This window comes from Saccharothrix mutabilis subsp. mutabilis (assembly GCF_039521145.1).
GTDB lineage: Bacteria > Actinomycetota > Actinomycetes > Mycobacteriales > Pseudonocardiaceae > Actinosynnema > Actinosynnema mutabilis.
Genome location: NZ_BAAABU010000028.1, coordinates 39,740 through 56,374 on the forward strand (window position 1 = coordinate 39,740; position 16,635 = coordinate 56,374).

Consider the following 16,635-nt stretch of genomic DNA (forward strand, 5'->3'; position numbering starts at 1 on the left):
ATTTGACGACACGGAGTGAATCCAAAAATGCTGACAACACCGCAGACTTCAATAGTTGGACGCTAGGACTGCTGACCGTCTGCCAATAGTCACTTACGCCGCCAGGCTCCTACGGGGTGCAGACTACGGGAATCCAGCTTCATCCTATTGACCGTGTCGATCCAGTTCGGCGATGACGGCGGGATAGGCGTTCGGCTCAACCTTGACTACCCGATCGACGATGTCGAGCCAGTTGCCTATGGTGAGCGCCCTGGCGAGTTGTCTCCGAAACGGGAGAGGTGAGGATCCTGCCCATAGCGGCGGCGCGCCGGTGCGAACTATTGGCGTCTGCTCATTGCTTCTCTCGGGATCGAAAAAACGTTCGACTCTCTCCGCGATCTCGGTCAGGGTGCGCACGCGATCAGGTAGGTAGGGCACCGTCACGGCGTGCAGGGCAGCAGGTTTCGGCTGATCCGACAGTTGCTTCCCGATGGTGTTCAGCCGTTGCAGGAGATGCTCGGTTGTGGTCAGGTCGGCCATGTTGGCCGCGGCGCGGAGCGCTGGGAGGAGTATCATCGCCTGATTTCCGATGTCGTCAGTGTCGGTCGCTAGGCCGATCGCCTCGTCGAGCAAATTTTTGCTGCCGGTTCTCTCCGCGATGAAAGTGAGGGCCGCCGCACGGTGCATCGTCACCGTGGCCGATCGCGCAAGTCCGACGGCCTGGTCGTCGTCTCCGCGCGCCAGAAGCACGCGGATCATCTCCAGGCGTGGGCGTCGTTGTAGTGCAGGTCGTGTGATCTGGTTCAACGCGTCGGCGAAGCGGTGGAGGTCGCCGGTAGAGGCGATGCCTTCGGCGACGCGTTCCCAGGCTGCCGCCCGTATCTCGGCGTCCTGGAGTGAACGGACCAGCGGTTCGGCGCGGTCGACGTCTCCGAAGTCCACCATGACGTCAATCCATCCAAGGAGTCTGCCTTCGTCGATGTCGGGTGACGCCGAGCGCGCGGCTTGCTCGGTCGCCTCGAGGACACGCAAAGCCCGGTCGGTATCGGTGCGACGAAGGAACGCCACGGCCACCGACAGGGTTCCGACGAAGTGCCCGCATGGCAGCAGCTCGGAGAAGACCATCGCTTCGGCTTTGTCACAGTGTCCGGCGTCCGCGAGGGCCACTGCGGTCGCCATGACGGTAAACCGGCGGAAGCCGCCGGCGGGGATGTCATCAAGGACGATGTCGATTTCGGCGACGAGGCGGTTCGCTCGGGCGGGTTCGTCGTTCCTGCCCGCTGCGACGGCGACCGCCGCGAGCCGTGCGTACCGGTACTGCGCGTCCTTGGCGGTCCGGGCGAGCGCCTCCGCCTCGTCCAGTCGGCCGCTCTCGGCCATGACCTGCGTGATGTGTAGCAGCGTGTCCTCACGGTCTTCGACGCTGTCGCGGGTCCGGGCGAGCGAGACCGCGGCATCGTCGAATCCGGCTTTGGTCAGAGCTTCCGCGACGTCCATCACACCGCCCCGTGTCCGGAGTTCATAGGCCCATTCGGGATCGGTGACCAGGCCGGCCAACTCGGCCGCTCTTTGCGGGTGGCCCAAGGCTGCTGCGGCGGCTGCCATCGTGGCGAACACGATCGCCTTCACGTGATCCAAGCTCCGGCTTAATACGTGCCGGCCGACGCGTCTGCGTTCGAAGGCTTCCTCGGCGTCGCGGTACCACTGCTCGGCCTGCTCCCGATCCGAGACGTCCAGTGCCGTCAGCGCCATCGAGGCATACACCCGGGCCTTGGAGGACGCGCCCTTGACGTCGTCCACCACGCGTTGTGCCCTGTCGTGGTCGCCAATGTGCGTGGCCACCTCTGCCAGTTCGCAGTGCAGCCATTCACCCCAGTACTGATTTACGGCCCGAACCATCGCTTCGACCGTGTCGAGGAGTCGCGACGCTCGTCGCGTGTGGCCGTCGCGATGCAGTTCGCGTGCCGTCGCCATGAGCGCACGGGCACGCCGAACGGGATCGCTCATCATCACGATGAGAGATTCGGCGTGGTCAACACGGCCGGCCATGGCCCACACGTGCGGCAGCGAGGTCGGTATCCAGTCCTCGCTTTCCTGCAGGCTTGTGCGGTGGACGGCGAGCCTGGCCAACGCGACGAGGTCGGGTTCGTCCTCGCCGAGGAACATCGACTGTGCCGCCTCGACCTCGCCCACGGATGCGTGGTGGTGGCCGAACGCCGAGTACGCGATTTCGTGTCTGCGGGCGTCGGTGACGTGGTCGAGGAGGCGCGGGACGTCGCCGATCGAGATCAGCGTGGAGGCGTAGCCGTGTAGCAGATAGCGTGGTGTGTCCGAAGGCCACCCGCGTAGACGGTAGGAGTCGGCCCACGTGTGGAGCCGCTCGTGGTAGGAGCGTAACCGGGAACCGAGCATCTCCGACGCGAGAGCGTGCAGCTGTTCGTGGGCCAAGATGCAGACCGGGGGCTCGCCGGGGCGGCGGGAGAAACTGCGACCGGCCGTGGTGCGCAGGTCGTCCTCGACTTGCCACGGCGACGTGTCGGTCAGTTCCGCGAGGTCGCGAGCGGACAGGCCACCACCAGCCGCGGTGACGAACCCGAGCAGGTCCCGCTGGACCTGGCTGCCGTGCAGAAGTCGTTTGAGGTCCCTGGTCATCGCGTCGCGCACGGCAGAGGCTTTCGGTGAGGCGGACAGGTATTCCACGCGTGCGGACGTACGCAGCGGGTGCTCGGGCGGGACGTCATCCGGGAGCTCGGGGTCCGGCCGGCCGGCCACGATCACACGGACGCCGCCGAGTGGAAGCAGTGCGGCGATGCTGTGGGCATCGGCTGAGCCGTCGACCCCTCGGTCCTCGTCCAGGCCGTCGACTACCAACGCGAAGTGTTCACCCCGACGGCGGACCCGCTCTGAGACATCGAAGAGCAGCTGCCGGAGATATGGCTCCCGGGTGGTGTCGGTGAGGTCCGAGCGGGGACGTTCGCGTGCGATGTCGTGGAGTTGGTCCAGGACGTTGTCCACGAAACCGCGTCGGTCGTTCTGGCCGGGGAGCCGTGAGGTGATGAAGAACGACACGAGGCGCACCCCGGGCGGTGGGTGCATGACGAACCACGACAGCAGCGCGGACTTGCCCGACCATGCATTCGCCTGCCACCACAGGTAGTCCTCCACCGTCGACGCTGATGTGCAGAACGCCGACAGGACGGACAGCTCCTTCTCCCTGCCTTCCAGGATGTCCGGCGCCAGTGCGCGTACCTGGGACGAGTAGGCCGAACGCACGGGATCGGCCGCGTCCATGTGGACGTCACCCAGCATCACACCGACCTGCACCACCGAACCATCGACCCGACCCGAAACCTTGTTGGTCCACCTCACCCACCGATCATCCCGCTGTCCTCTGGCCCCTGACAGCGGCGTGTGGGTGAGGCTCGAGCCCCGCCTAGATACACAATCTCCGGCACGCGGTGATCGGCGTGAGATGAACCTGATTCGGGCTAATCGTCCGCTGCCTAGGATCCAGGCGTTGACGGTGCGCTCGCGCGTCTCGGTAACCGAGGCGAAACCCCGCCGCCCGCAGGACGCGGTGGGATGAATTCGTGCGGCCGAACGAGGACTACTGCATCACATGAGGCGGAACCTGTTTGCCCTGGTCTATAGGACTGCGCTTGAGGGGGCGGTGAACTGGCCGGTCCTCGGATCCAGGGTGGTCGAGGACCGGCCAGCAGGACGGAGGTTGAGCCGCCGATCTCGGGGCTGGGGGCGGTCAGCCGAAGTTCACGTCACTGCACAGGAAGTACTTCTGGTCCATGTGCGACGCCTTCCAGATGGTGACCACGACGTGGCGTCCGGTGTAGCCGGAGGTGGTGACCTCCGTCTTGTAGTCGAGCTGGGACGGGTACCGGCCGGTTTGCTTGATGAAGTCCAGGTCGTGCCAGCCGATCGTCGAGTGGACGGGGTCGAAGCCCTGTTTGCTGATGTAGATCTTCAGGTAGTCGGCGCCGTGGCGGGCCACGTCCTGGACGTGGACGGTGAACGTGCTGCCCACGTTGGTCATGTGCCACGGGCCCGGGTTGTCCATCGGGCCGTAGCGGCCCATCTCGGCGCGACCGGCGCTGCAGATCTGACCGTTGGGTACGACCTGCTCGATGTTCTCGCCTAGGTTGTTGGCGTACAGGGCGTTCCAGTTCCACATGGCGTCCGAGCTCTGCTGCCACGCCAAGTGGCACATGGGGTCCTGCTCCTGCATGCCCGGCGCGTCCGGCCCGTACCAGCGGGTCGCGCAGCCGTAGTTGCGGGTCGGCGGGTCGATGACGGTGCCGTGGGCCGATGCCCGGGTTGGCTGGAAGGTCAGCAGCGACGCGACGACGGACACGAGTACGGCCAGGTGCAGGGCCGTCCGGCGTCGTAAGGCCGGGGGTGCGGTGTGCATGGGTCCTCCGTTGGTAGGGACGCGACTGGACGGGGTGCGGGCGCTTGGCCCGCCCACGGTGGCGCCGCCCCGGTTGATCCGGGACGACGCCACCGCTTGTGCGCGAGCGGGTCGCAGGCCGCCACCGGTGACCCGCTCGCTCCCCTGCGCTGTCGGGCTTCGCAGGGGGCGTCGTGGGTGTGGTGGTCAGGCGGGTGCGCCGTTGACCGTGAACGCGGTCGGCTCGATCGCGGTGCCAGATCCGGTGAACCCGATGGTCACCGAGTCACCGGGGGCGATCCGGGCGTTGTAGCCCTCGTTGCGGGCGGTGACCGCCTGCCCCGACTGCGACCACCGCGCCGACCAGCCGTTGACGACGCGTTGGTCGTCGGGGAAGGAGAAGGCGAGCAGCCAGTCGGCGATCGGCGCGGAACCGGTGTTGGTGATGGTGATCTGTGCGGTGAAGCCGGATTCCCAGGCGCTTTGCACCTGGTAGTCCACCCTGGCGGTGCCACCATGGGTGGTCACCTCCACCGGCGTGGACGGGGCCGAGGTTGCGCCATCGGCACCGCGGGCGACCACGACGAACCGGTAGCGCGTCGCCGGCGTCAGGCCGGTGATGGCCAGTGACGTGGTCTCGGTGTTTCCCACCGGCACGTCACCGCCGGTGTCACGGCGCAGCACCGTGTACCCAGCCACGGGTGAGGAGCCTGGCGCGGACGCCGTCCAGCTCAGCTTCACCGAGGTCGATGTGACCTCCGACGCCGCGGGTGTTCCGGGAGCGCCGGGTGGTCGGACGTTCGCGCAACCGGTTCCGGTGTACCGGCAGGCCACGATGGACGGTGTGCTGAGCGATCGGCCTTCCCGGATCGACCAGGCGAGGCGGACGAACTGGCCGTGCGCCCAGCCCAGCGGGGTGGCCGAGTTCGTCGGGCGGCCGGCGACGAAGCCGTCCTGGCCGGCGGGCGTGGTGTTGTCCCAGACCTGTTCGGGCAGCAGGCCGCCTTCGGTGGCGGTGGCCGCCATCGCGGCCAGGCGGGCACTGGCGTCCTGACCGGCCGCGAGCTCGCACTCGCCGCGTTCGCCGGCGAACAGAGGCCACAGCCGGCCGACGGTCGTGCGGCTGTTCCGGGGGTGGCCGAAGTTCCACTCGCCGCCGTCGCGGCGCTCGCCGTAGCCGTCGAAGTTGTAGCGGTGCCAGTGCTGTCCGCTGGGCGTGTTCTCGGCGAGCTGGGCGTCGACGACCTGCATCGTGGTGCGGATGTCCGGGTCGTCGGCCGGGAGCACGCCGAGCCGGACGAGTTCGAGGTAGCTCGGGTCGACGATGGTGCGCTGGTCGGCCGCGCTGGGGCCGCTGTCGCCGATGTCGTAGGTGGTGCCGTTCTCCGGGTTGCCGTCCTTGGTGATGCGCAGGAAGTACGGCTTGGGGTTGTAGGGACCGTTGGTGGTCAGCGTCCAGTCCTTGACCTTGGCCTGCCACTCGTCGGCCTTGGCCAGGTAGCGCCGTTCGGCGTCGGTGTCGCCGTTGGCCTTGGCGATGTCGGCGGCGGTGACGAGGCCGGCGATCTCGGCGGCGATGGTGGCGGGTGAGTAGCCGCCTTGGTTCTCCCAGCGCTCCTGCTTGGTCACCGGGCCGTTGGCGACGATGTAGTCCGCGGCGCGCTTGACGTGGCCCCAGTTGTCGGGGTCGGTCTTGCCGAGCGTCCAGGCCAGCACGATCGGCGCCGCGACCTCGTCCATCTGGGTGTTGGTCCAGTGCTCGCCGCCGTCGAGCTTGCTGTTCTGCGGGAACGAGCCGTCGCCCTTCTGCTGCCGCTTGAACAGGTAGCGCAGCGCCCGTTCGGCGGCGGCGGTGTCGCCCGCCGTCATCAGGCCGCCCGCCTTCCCGGACACGTCGCGCGCCCAGACCAGGTGGTAAGCGCCCGAGGGGTTCTCCAGGCCGGGGTTGGTGCCCCACGCCCACGGCATGGTGGGCGAGGCGACGAACGCGCCGCGGTAGGTCTTGTCCTCGTGGGAGGCGAGGATCATGACCGAGGAGTTGTAGACGGCCCTCTCCTGGTCCGTGCGCAAGGAGGCGGGCGGCGGCTTGAGCGTGGCCACGTAGTCGTGCCAGCCGTCCGCGTACTTGGTGGAGACGGCTGGGTAGCCGGCCGTGAGAGAGGCCCGTGCCGTGGACAGCGCCTCACCGCCGCTCCCGCCGAAACCGAGCGCCACCGTGGCCTTGCGGCCCCCGGTCACACCGGTCACGGGCAGCCGGCCGGTCTGCACCACGTTGCCGCTGCTCTGCGCGTCGTAGTGCCAGTCCATCCGGTAGTCCGACCGCAGGTCGGTCCAGCCGTCGCTGGCGCCGAGGTAGCCGCTGGAGGTCTCGGCGAAGGCGGGTGAGGACACCAGCGCGCTGCCGGTCCGGTCGTCCTGGGCGACGAGCGCGTCGCCGTCGGTGCGGCCGGTGTCGTTGTTCTCGTTGGACTTGCCGTTGGACAGGCGCGGGTTGTAGAGCGCGTAGAGCCGGTACGGCTGCCCGGTCAGCGACTCGAAGTCGACGTCGAGCAGGAGCGTGGACCGGTCGGGGTCGGTGACGTAGGTCTTGGTGATGCGCCACTTGCCGGACTTCGCGGTGTTGACCTGCTGGTACACCAGCGCTTTCGGGTCCAGCAGCCTCGCCTGCCGGGTGGTCGAGTCGGTCTCGCGCTCGGCGAACGTGCTGCCGTCGGAGACGACGAACTGCAGGTCGCGCACGCTCGGTGTGCCGAGGTCCGGGTAGTACACCTCCGACAACCCGCCGTTCTGCAGGGTGTACCAGACCTTGCTCTCCAACGTCTTGGACGTGCCGAAGCCCTGCTTGTTCGCGGGCGCCCAGGTCGCCGGTTGCCGCCCTGGCGCGCCGGGAGCGTTCTCCGCCGCCGAACCGGTTCCCGGCACGCCGGCTATCAGTGCCACCCCCAACGCCAGTACGCTCGCCACTCTGCGTCGTACGGATCGCATGTGCCACCTCGTTGTGGTCTATTTCCTTGCGCCGATCAAGTCTTCGGACTGTCGTGGCTGACTCGCCGACATGAGCACCAGGCACGCGGTGATCAACACGATGTTCTTGACGACGAACTCGCCCTCGGTGGTGAGCAGCAGCGGGTTGCCTGCCTGGAACGCCGCCTGCGGCTGGACCACCAGCACCAGGAAGGTTCCGAGCAGGTGGACCAGGGCGACCGCCGCGACCCAGCGCAGCCGGCGGCCGAGCCACAGCGCCACGCCGAGCACCACCTCCGCGGCGCCGAGCGAGACCAGCAGCAGCTGGCGGTCCAGCCAGGGCACCGTGCGGGCGACCAGGTCGGCGACCGGTGTCACGTCGGCCACCTTGAGCGCGCCGAACCACACGAACACCAGGCCGAGCGAGCCGCGCAGCAATGTCACCGCGCGAGTGGTCATGGTGCACCGCACGTGGTGGTGTCGGCGGGGTCGACCCGCCACTGGCCGTCGTGCAGGCGCAGCAGGTGCTCGCCGGTGCGCTCGCCGTGTCGCCAGGCGACCCGCGCGAGGTCCGGCCCGTCGGCGACGACGCCGAGCACTTCATACGGGACCCCTGGCGCGCAGTGCGCGAGCCGGTTGACGAACGCCTCCCGAGGGTCGCGTTGCTGCGCGTCGGTGGTCCACATGTCCCAGGCCGTGGTCGGGTCACCGCCCGAGAGCAGGCCGAGGTAGGTGGTGGCGACCCCGCGCAGCCGCGCGGCGTCCTCCGCCGTCATCGAGTGGTGCTGGTGGTGCGAGTGGTCGGGTTCGCCTGTTGAGCAGGCGGCGGCGAGCACGACGGTCAGGGCAAGGCAGGCAAGGGTTCTCATGGATGTCCTCCCGGGACGGCCGGGCGACGGCCCCGCGTCGTTGCGGGGCCGCCCCCTACCTGGCGTCAGTTGCCCAGGCGCTTGGTGCCGTACTGGGAGATCCAGTGGTTGCCGCCGACGTTCATGTCCGCCAGGACCTCGACGGAGTCACGCGTGGCCTCCAGGCTCATGGAGCCCTGGTTGGAGCCCGCCAGCTCGTAGGTCCACGTCTGCCCGACCGGGATGGTGCGGTCGGCCAGTGGCACGTCGTGGAAGCCGAACCGGATGATGTAGTGCGACTCGCCGTTGCCGCGCGGGACCTCGACGTAGTCCTGCTGCGGGTGCCCGTACTGGACGGACGCCCGGTAGTGGTGGTCCACCGATCCCGAGGGCGCGCGGAACTTCAGCACCAGGCAGTCGGTGTGTACGGGAGCGCTGCTGGTGTTGGTGAAGATGAGCTTGCGGTTGCCGTAGAAGGTGCCGCCTTCGAGCTGCACCTTGACCGACAGGCCGACGTTGCTCTTGAAGGCGGTGTTCAGCGGTTCGTCCAGGACCGGGTTGCGGCTCGGCACGGTGTAGTCCGTGCCCCGCCGGCACCGCTCCAGCGGCGAGCCGTCCACCGACGACGGGCCGTCCGGGTACTGCTGGCCGTGGGCCGCCGGTCCCGCGCTCACGGGGGACGTGACCGCGACGACGTTCGCGCTCGCCGGCAGCGAGGACACTACGAACGCCGCGGACAGCGCGAGACCGGCGACTCCGGTCGCGGACAACGCCGATTTGGCCGACTTCTTCATCAGGTGTGCCTCCGTCAGGATCGGAAGGAAGCGCCCGGGAGAAAGAGTGTCTTACCGGGGCTTGGTACACCGTGGCGGCGGCATCTTCAGGTTAGCGGCACGAGATTTTCGTTGTCAACGAACGACAATCAGTAACACATTTGTCGCAATAGCACTGTCCATTTTCGACTCTATTGTGATGGGTGTGCGACCGGGGATCAGCGTCGCGGTGGCTCGGTCAGCTGGTGAGGGTCCACTTCTGACTGTTCCAGGTGCCGCAGTCCCACAGGTGCAGGCGTGCGCCGTCGGCGGTGCTCTGCCCTTCGATGTCCAGGCAGCGGTTGGACTTGAGGTTCTTCAGGGTGCCGTTCGACTGGAAGGCCCACTTCTGGCTGTCCCACGTGCCGCAGTCCCACAGGTGGGCCTTGGTGCCGTTGGCGGTGGCGCCGCCCTCGGCGTCCAGGCACTTGCCGCCGGACTTGAGCTGCTGCCCCTCCAGCGTCCACGTCATGGAGGGCACGGTGGCGCAGGCCCACTGCTGGATCGCGGTTCCGTTCGCCGTGCCGCCGCCCGCGCGGTCGACGCACTTGGCGGTCGCCCCGTTGACGATCCTGCCGCCGGTGCCCGGGTTCGGGCCGGAGTTGTTGCCGCCGGGGCCCCAGGCGTTCCAGTTGTCCCAGGTCTCGGCGTCGAAACCGAGCCGGCCGAGCTGGTCGGCGGCCCAGTTGGTGCCCGCCTTGTCGATGACGGTGCCGCCGACGGTGTAGTTCTCCAGCTTCAGGCCGCGGCTGTCACGGGTCTCGTTGCCCAGGTTGACCTTCTGCCCGCTGCTGTTGCTGTACCGCTTGAGGAGGCTCACCTGGGATGACGGGTCCAGCTGGCTCCATGCGTCGATCTTGAGGTTCTTGACGTGGATGTTCTCGGTGCTGGACAGGGCGAAGATGCGGATCGCGCAGTTGGTCATGCCCTCGACGGTGATGTTCTCGAAGGTCATGTTCTTCACCCACGAGCTGGGGTTCGCCGTGGTGGTCGAACCCATGTTCTCCCAGTGCGAGGAGGAGTTGAGGATGCAGGTGTTGTACTTGACGTCCTTCCAGTACATCCGGTTGTGGATGACGTGGGTGTTGGTGACGCGGACGTTGTCGATGTTGCGCGGGGTCCAGCCCCACTGGATGACCGGGCCGTTCTCGTTCTTCCAGATGACGGTGTTATCGATGGTGACGTTGCTGTGGTACATCTTCAGCACGTCGTCGTTGGCGTTGAAGAACGTGTTCTTCATGGTGCTGCCGCGGTAGAGCTCGATGCCGTCGGTCTGCCAGTACCAGGAGCCGACCTGCTTGTAGTTCTCGACCCGCATGCTGAAGGTCTGCTCGTCGCCGTAGACGACGAACGAGTGGTACGGCGGTTCGTTGACGGTCACGCCCTGGAGGTCCAGGTGTTGCTGGCGACCGTGGGCCGAGGCGAACTGGAGCATCTTCACGCAGGTGGAGTGGCAGTTCGACGCGCCGGAGAGGTGGTCGTAGTTGTTGGCGGTGTCGGCCTCGTAGACGTACTGCTCGCCGGAGAGCACGCCGTAGCCGGTCACCTTGTACAGGCCCTGGCTGTCGTCGGGGAAGCGGATCGCGCCCTTCACGTACGCGCCGGGGGCCAGGTAGACCCACTTGACCTGCTTGGGCAGCAGCGCGTGGTACTTCGAGGTCATGTAGTAGGTGCCGGGCCGGAAGTACACGATCTCCTCGCTGATCGTGTTCAGGTTGGTGACCTGCCCCTGCGGCGGGTAGTAGGTGCTGCCCGAGGCCGAGGTGGGGATCAGCCGGTCCCGCTCCGCGCCGGTCGGCGTCGGTTCGGCGAAGACCATCATGGAGTTGCGGGGCTCGGTGTGGATGGCGCGGTTGCCGTTGCCCGACGATGTGGTGAGCTTGCCGGCGTCACCGGCCGGGCCGGACATGTCGTTGTACGCCGTGTAGAGCTGAGGGTCGAACTCGACGGAGAAGCGGTAGCCCGCCGCGTTGTAGGGGACCTTGATGCGGACGGTGTCGCCGTCGACGAGCTGCTTGGCGAAGTCCAGGCCGCTGGGCTTGATCTTGACCTGGTCGGTCGAGGAGATGCTCTGGCCGGTGCGCAGGGACACGTCGACCCACACGTCGGTGCTGTACTGGAAGGACGACCAGCTCATCGTCAGGTTCGCCGAGGAGGAGAACTCCGCGCCGTCCTCCTTGGTGTAGCCGATCTTCCCCTTGCCGCTGCGCGGGATGCTCAGGTAGGTGAACGAGTCGTACCTGGTGGCCGGTGCGGCGGCGGTGGCGACCTGGACGTCGTAGAACGACGAGCGCCTGACCTTGTCGCTCGCCACCGGGCTGCTGGTGTTGAACTCGTGGTTGTCGTGCCACCACGTCTTGAGCTGGTCGCTGTCGGCGGTGGTGACGGCGGCCTGGGCCGGTGGCGCGCCCACCCAGGCGGGCACGATGGTGCCGACCAGGGCGAGCGCCAGGCCGGCGACGAGTGCCGCCGGCCGAGACGTTCTTGCTGCGGGCATGGCAGGGTCCTCTTCTCATCATTGGGAAGGGCGTGCTGATGCTCGTGCGCGTGGTGCTACTTGCTGTGGATCGATCGCATGAAGACGTGGGCCGACCACGGCTCCATCGCGATCCGGCCGTTCACAACGGACGGCTCGTCCGTGTTGGACAGCAGTAGGTCGGTGGTGGACCATTCGCCGTCCAGGGTGGCGGTTTGCGGTGTCCCGCTCAGGTTGGCCACGACGAGCACCCGATCGTCGCCGAGGGCTCGTTCGTAGGCGTAGAGGTACGGCTCGTCGGCCAAGAGCATCCGGAAGTCGCCGCGGGCGATCACGGGGAGCGCGTGGCGCAGTTCGATGAGCCGTCGGTAGTGGTTGAAGACGGATTTCGGGTCGTCGTACTGGGCTTGGGCGTTGAGCCAGGTGTGGTTGGGGTTGACCGGGAGCCACGGCCGGCCGGTGGTGAACCCGGCGTTGGGAGTCGCGTCCCACTGCACGGGGGTGCGCGCGTTGTCGCGGCCCATGGCGCGCAGGCCGCGCAGCACTGCTTCCGGGTCGGCGCCGGCGGCGACGGTCTCGCGGTAGTGGTTGAGCGACTCGACGTCGCGCATGTCGTGCACGTCGGCGAACGGCGCGTTGGTCATGCCCAACTCTTCGCCCTGGTAGACGTACGGGGTGCCGCGGTGCAGGTGCAGGACGGTGGCCAACGCCGTGGCCGACTCACGCCAGAACTCGCCGTCGTCGCCGAAGCGGGAGACGACGCGGGGCTGGTCGTGGTTGCTCCAGTACAGGCTGTTCCAGCCGACGTCCCCCAGCGCGGTCTGCCAGCGGCCCAGCGAGGCCTTGAGGTCGCGCAGGTCCAGCGGTTCGGGGTCGAACTTGCCGCCGGGGCCGTGGTCGAGGGAGACGTGCTCGAACTGGAACACCATGTCCAGCTCGCGCCGCGCCGGGTCGGTGAAGAGCCGGGCGTCCTCCCAGGTGACGCCCGGCATCTCCCCCACGGTCAGCAGCTGGTCCGACCGGCCCTCGAACACCTCGCGGTGCATCTCCTGGAGGAACTCGTGGATGCGCGGGCCGGTGCCGTAGTGCGGGAACCCGTCACCGAGGCCGCCGGTCCCGGTGGTGGCGCCGTCGGGCAGGGCGGGGTCCTTGGAGATGAGGTTGATGACGTCCATCCGGAAGCCGTCCACGCCCCGGTCCAGCCACCAGCGCATCATCTCGTACACGGCGTGGCGGACCTCGGGGTTCTCCCAGTTCAGGTCCGGTTGTTTGGGCGCGAACAGGTGCAGGTAGTACTCGCCGGTGGTCTCGTCCAGCGTCCAGGTCGGGCCGGAGAAGAACGACTCCCAGTTGGTCGGCTCCGCCCCCGGCTCGCCGGCCGCGAACCCCTCGCGCGGCGGTCGCCACCAGTACCAGTCGCGCTTCGGGTTGTCCTTGGACGAGCGGGACTCCACGAACCACGGGTGCTCGTCGGAGGTGTGGTTGACCACCAGGTCCATGATCAGCTTCATGCCCCGGCCGTGGACCTCCGCGAGCAGGCGGTCGAAGTCGGCCAGCGTGCCGAACGCGGGGTCGATGGCCCGGTAGTCGGAGATGTCGTAACCGTTGTCGGCGTGCGGCGAGGCGTAGACGGGAGACAGCCAGATCACGTCGACGCCGAGCCGTTCCAGGTGGTCCAGCCTGTCGATCAGGCCGGGCAGGTCGCCGACGCCGTCACCGTCGGAGTCGGCGAAGCTGCGCGGGTAGACCTGGTAGACCACGGCCGAGGTCCACCAGGGGGCCGCGTCCAGGGTGGGGGCGACCGTCTGGTCGAGAGTCATGGATGTCCTTCGTGGGGAGTTATTTGACCGCGCCGAGGTTCACGCCGCGCATGAGCGTGCGTTGGAAGAGCAGGAAGAACACCAGTGCCGGCAGGATGCCCGCCAGCGATGCCGCGGCCAGCGCCGTGGGATCGCTGGTGTACTGGCCGCTCAACGCGCCCAGCGCCACCGACACGGTCTGGTTGTCCGCCGAGGGCAGCAGCACCAGGGGCAGGAAGAAGTCGTTCCAGGTCCAGATGAAGAAGAACGTCATCAGCACCGCCATCGTCGGCCTGGTCAGCGGCAGGACGACGTGCCGCAGAACCTGGAACCGGGAGGCGCCGTCCAGCCGTGCGGCCTCCAGCACCTCCGGCGGGAACGTGCCCAGCACCGAGGACAGCATGTAGGTGCCGAACGCGCTCTGCAGCACGGCCAGGATGACGATGACGCCGGTCATGGTGTCGTAGAGCCCGAGGTCGCGGGTGAGCACGAACAGCGGGTACACCAGCGCTTCCTGCGGGATGGTGAACGCGAGCATGAACAGCGCGAGGATCCACACCCGGCCGCGGATGCGCCCGATGCCGATGGCGAACGCCGACAGCAGGCTCAGCGCCACCGCGATCAGGGCCACGCTGCCGCTGATCACCACGCTGTTGAGCAGCTTGCGGTTGAAGTCCACGCCGCCCCAGAAGTCGACCAGGGCGGAGAAGTCCAGTTCCGTGGGCAGCGACACCGGTCCGTTGGCGATGTAGTCCGGCGCGGGCTTGAACGCGTTGATGACCGCGATCCAGAACGGGAACAACATCAGCAGGCCGACGCCGGCGACCAGGGCGAGCACCACCCAGCCGCTGACGCCGCGCTTGCGGCGCTTGACCTTGCGCACGGTGGGCGCGGGAGGCGTTGTCGGGATCACGGCCGGCTTCTCCAGGCTATCCACGGCCATCTTCGAACCCTTCGGAGTTGCGGGTCTGGTAGCGCAGCAGCGCGACCGCGACGACCGAGATCATCAGCGCCAGCACGGAAGCCACCGCGGCGCCGTAGCCGACCTTGGTGGTGGTGAAGAAGTTGGAGAAGGAGAAGTAGGCGGGCACGATCGTGCTGGTGCCCGGCCCGCCGCGGGTGAGCACGAAGATCGGCGCGAACACCTTCAGCGCGGCCACCGAGGTGGTGATCAGCACGACCGCGATCTCCGGGCGCAGCTGGTTGAGCGTGATGGTGCGGAACTGCTGGAACCAGCTCGCGCCGTCGAGTTCGGCGGCCTCGTACAACGCCGGGTCCACCCGGGACAGCCCGGCCATGAACACCACCACGGTGTAGCCGATCTGCAGCCACACCAACACGTTCATCACCGCGTAGATGGCCAGGTCGGAGTCGCCGAGCCAGTTCTGCGCCAGGCCGCCGAGCCCGACGTCGCGCAGGGTGGTGTTGATGATCCCGTACTGCGGTTGGTACATCCACTTCCACAGCACGCCCGCGACCGCGATGGGCAGGATCTGCGGCAGGTAGTAGGTGGCGCGCAGGAAGCTCGCCACCTTCGACCCGAACCTCGGCGAGATGAAGTTGAACAGCACGGCCGCGACCACCACCCCGATGGCGGTCGGGAGGATCGCCATGGCCACGATGAACGCCGCGCTGTGCCGGAACGAGGCCCAGAACAGCGGGTCGCCCATCAGCCGTTGGTAGTTCTCCAGCCCGATGAACACCGGGGTGCCGACGCCCCGGAAGGACGTGAGGCTGTACCAGAGGTTCATCCCGAACGGCACGGCGACGACGGCGAGGAACCCGATCGCGCCGGGCAGGATGTACCACCAGTAGCCGGCCCTGCGTTCGGTCGTGCCCTTGCGCGCCCGACGAGGCGCGGCGGTGGTGGTCGAGGCTGCGTCCATCGAGGACATGGCGATCCTTTCGGCCCGGCCGGTCAGGCGGACGGCTTGCCGGCGTCGTAGGCGGCCTTGATCGCCTCCACCACCTGCTGCGGGCTCGCGTCACCGCCGACGAGGTTGGTGGTGTTGGCCAGCAGCACGTCGTTCAGCCCGGCCACCGGCCAGTCGGGGTACCAGGCCAGGCCGCCGTTGTCGCCGGCGAGCAGCTCGGTGAACCGCTCCCCCACCAGCAGGCCCATCGCCGAGCTGGCCGCGCCGGGTTCGGCCGCGACCGGCACGCCGCCCTTGTCGGCCAGGAGGTTCTGCACCTCGGGCCGCTGGGTGATTTCGATGAAGTCGTAGGCGAGGTCCTTGTTCTTGGCCTTCGCGGGCACGACCCACAGGTTGCCGCCGGAGCCGGGGTGCAGCTTGTTGCCCGGGAACAGGAACTGGCCGGTCTTGAACGTCGGCTGCTCGGCGATCTGCCCGCCCCACCAGGTGCCGGAGACGAACATCGGGTACTGGCCCGCGATGAACGCGTTGCCCGCGTCCTGGGCGGGGATGCCGGTGGAGTCGGTGCTGATGTACTTGCGCTCCACCCACTGGCGCATGGTGGTGGCGGCCTTCTCCCACGCCGACCAGTCCACCTGGCCCTCGAACCGCTGGTAGGCGGCCAGCGACTTCTGGTCCATGTGCGCGAGCGCCAGCGAGTAGAGCAGGTGCGGGCCGGGGTAGTCGGCCGAGCCGAGCGCCAACGGCGTGACGCCCTTGTCGGCGAAGGTCTTCAGCGCGTTCTCGAACTCGGCCGGGGTGGTCGGCACCGGCACGTTGTGCTGGGTGAACAGGTCCTGGTTGTACCAGACGCCGACGTACTCGCCGTAGTTCGTGACCCCGTACCGCTTGCCCGAGCCCATCAGGCCCTTGTCGTCGTACAGGCCGACCTGCTGGGCGGTGTTGTCGACCTTCCAGCCCCGGCTCTTGGCCACCTCGGTCAGGTCGGTGAGCAGGCCCGCCTTGGCCACGACGCCGGCGGTGGCGTTGCCCTTGAGGTACTCCAGCACGTCGGGGGTGTCGTTGGAGTCGAGGATGAGCTGGCCGGACTGCTGCATCTGCTCGTAGGTCTTGAGCTCCTGCTTGACCGTGACGCCGGGGTGCTCCTTCTCGAAGATCGAGATCGCGTGCTTCCAGGCGGCCGACAGCGCGCTGTCGTCGGACTCCCACCACCACACCTTGAGCGTGTCGGGGTCCCCGGAGTCACCTCCGCTCGAACACCCGGTCATCACCAGCGCCAAGGCGGCGGCCACCGCGGTGACCAGCCGTAGGGGGTGTTTGCGCATGTCGGTCCTCCAGAGTCGCGACGGCGGCGTCGCCTACCGGGGTTTTCTTTGTCGCAACATTAAGGGTGAAGCCACTGTAACCCGTCAACCCGCAGCTAGTCACGTTTTCGTCACGCGGGAGGTCTTGCCAGGTAGTTTCGCGGCGGTACTATTGCG

The 16,635-nt window shown here is 67.8% G+C and carries 11 protein-coding genes; all 11 read right to left on the reverse strand.

Annotation, left to right across the window (positions count from 1 at the left end):
* Nucleotides 1-144: 144 nt before the first annotated feature.
* The 11 genes from ABD126_RS34855 to ABD126_RS34905 all read right to left on the reverse strand — a co-directional run bounded on the left by ABD126_RS34855 (nt 145) and on the right by ABD126_RS34905 (nt 16,479).
* Nucleotides 145-3,348 carry a hypothetical protein gene (locus tag ABD126_RS34855; protein WP_343939169.1) on the reverse strand — a complete coding sequence of 1,068 codons (3,204 nt, stop codon included), beginning with the start codon at nt 3,346-3,348 and terminating at the stop codon, nt 145-147.
* 388 nt (nt 3,349-3,736) lie between these two features.
* A complete protein-coding gene (locus ABD126_RS34860; protein ID WP_343939171.1) occupies nt 3,737-4,402 on the reverse strand; it encodes a lytic polysaccharide monooxygenase in 666 nt (221 codons plus the stop codon).
* 186 nt (nt 4,403-4,588) lie between these two features.
* A complete protein-coding gene (locus ABD126_RS34865; RefSeq protein ID WP_343939173.1) occupies nt 4,589-7,321 on the reverse strand; it encodes a glycoside hydrolase family 15 protein in 2,733 nt (910 codons plus the stop codon).
* 63 nt (nt 7,322-7,384) lie between these two features.
* Nucleotides 7,385-7,804, reverse strand: coding sequence for a DoxX family membrane protein (locus ABD126_RS34870; protein WP_343939175.1), 420 nt, complete (start codon nt 7,802-7,804; stop codon nt 7,385-7,387).
* A complete protein-coding gene (locus ABD126_RS34875) occupies nt 7,801-8,214 on the reverse strand; it encodes a hypothetical protein (RefSeq protein ID WP_343939177.1) in 414 nt (137 codons plus the stop codon). Before ABD126_RS34875 ends, ABD126_RS34870 begins: the two co-directional genes overlap by 4 nt.
* Before the next feature lie 65 nt (nt 8,215-8,279).
* Nucleotides 8,280-8,987 (reverse strand): hypothetical protein, encoded by a 708-nt coding sequence (locus tag ABD126_RS34880; protein WP_343939179.1) that lies wholly within the window; start codon nt 8,985-8,987, stop codon nt 8,280-8,282.
* 217 nt (nt 8,988-9,204) lie between these two features.
* Nucleotides 9,205-11,502: a family 49 glycosyl hydrolase gene (locus ABD126_RS34885; protein ID WP_343939180.1), complete on the reverse strand. Its 2,298-nt coding sequence runs from the start codon at nt 11,500-11,502 to the stop codon at nt 9,205-9,207.
* A 56-nt stretch (nt 11,503-11,558) separates the two neighbouring features.
* Nucleotides 11,559-13,301, reverse strand: coding sequence for a glycoside hydrolase family 13 protein (locus ABD126_RS34890; RefSeq protein ID WP_343939182.1), 1,743 nt, complete (start codon nt 13,299-13,301; stop codon nt 11,559-11,561).
* Nucleotides 13,302-13,320: 19 nt separating this feature from the next.
* Nucleotides 13,321-14,223, reverse strand: a complete 903-nt coding sequence (locus ABD126_RS34895; protein ID WP_343939184.1) for a carbohydrate ABC transporter permease — start codon at nt 14,221-14,223, stop codon at nt 13,321-13,323.
* Nucleotides 14,210-15,175, reverse strand: coding sequence for a carbohydrate ABC transporter permease (locus tag ABD126_RS34900; RefSeq protein ID WP_343939186.1), 966 nt, complete (start codon nt 15,173-15,175; stop codon nt 14,210-14,212). The genes ABD126_RS34895 and ABD126_RS34900 overlap by 14 nt, the downstream gene beginning before the upstream one ends.
* A 23-nt stretch (nt 15,176-15,198) precedes the next feature.
* Nucleotides 15,199-16,479, reverse strand: coding sequence for an ABC transporter substrate-binding protein (locus ABD126_RS34905; RefSeq protein ID WP_343939188.1), 1,281 nt, complete (start codon nt 16,477-16,479; stop codon nt 15,199-15,201).
* Nucleotides 16,480-16,635: the final 156 nt, after the last annotated feature.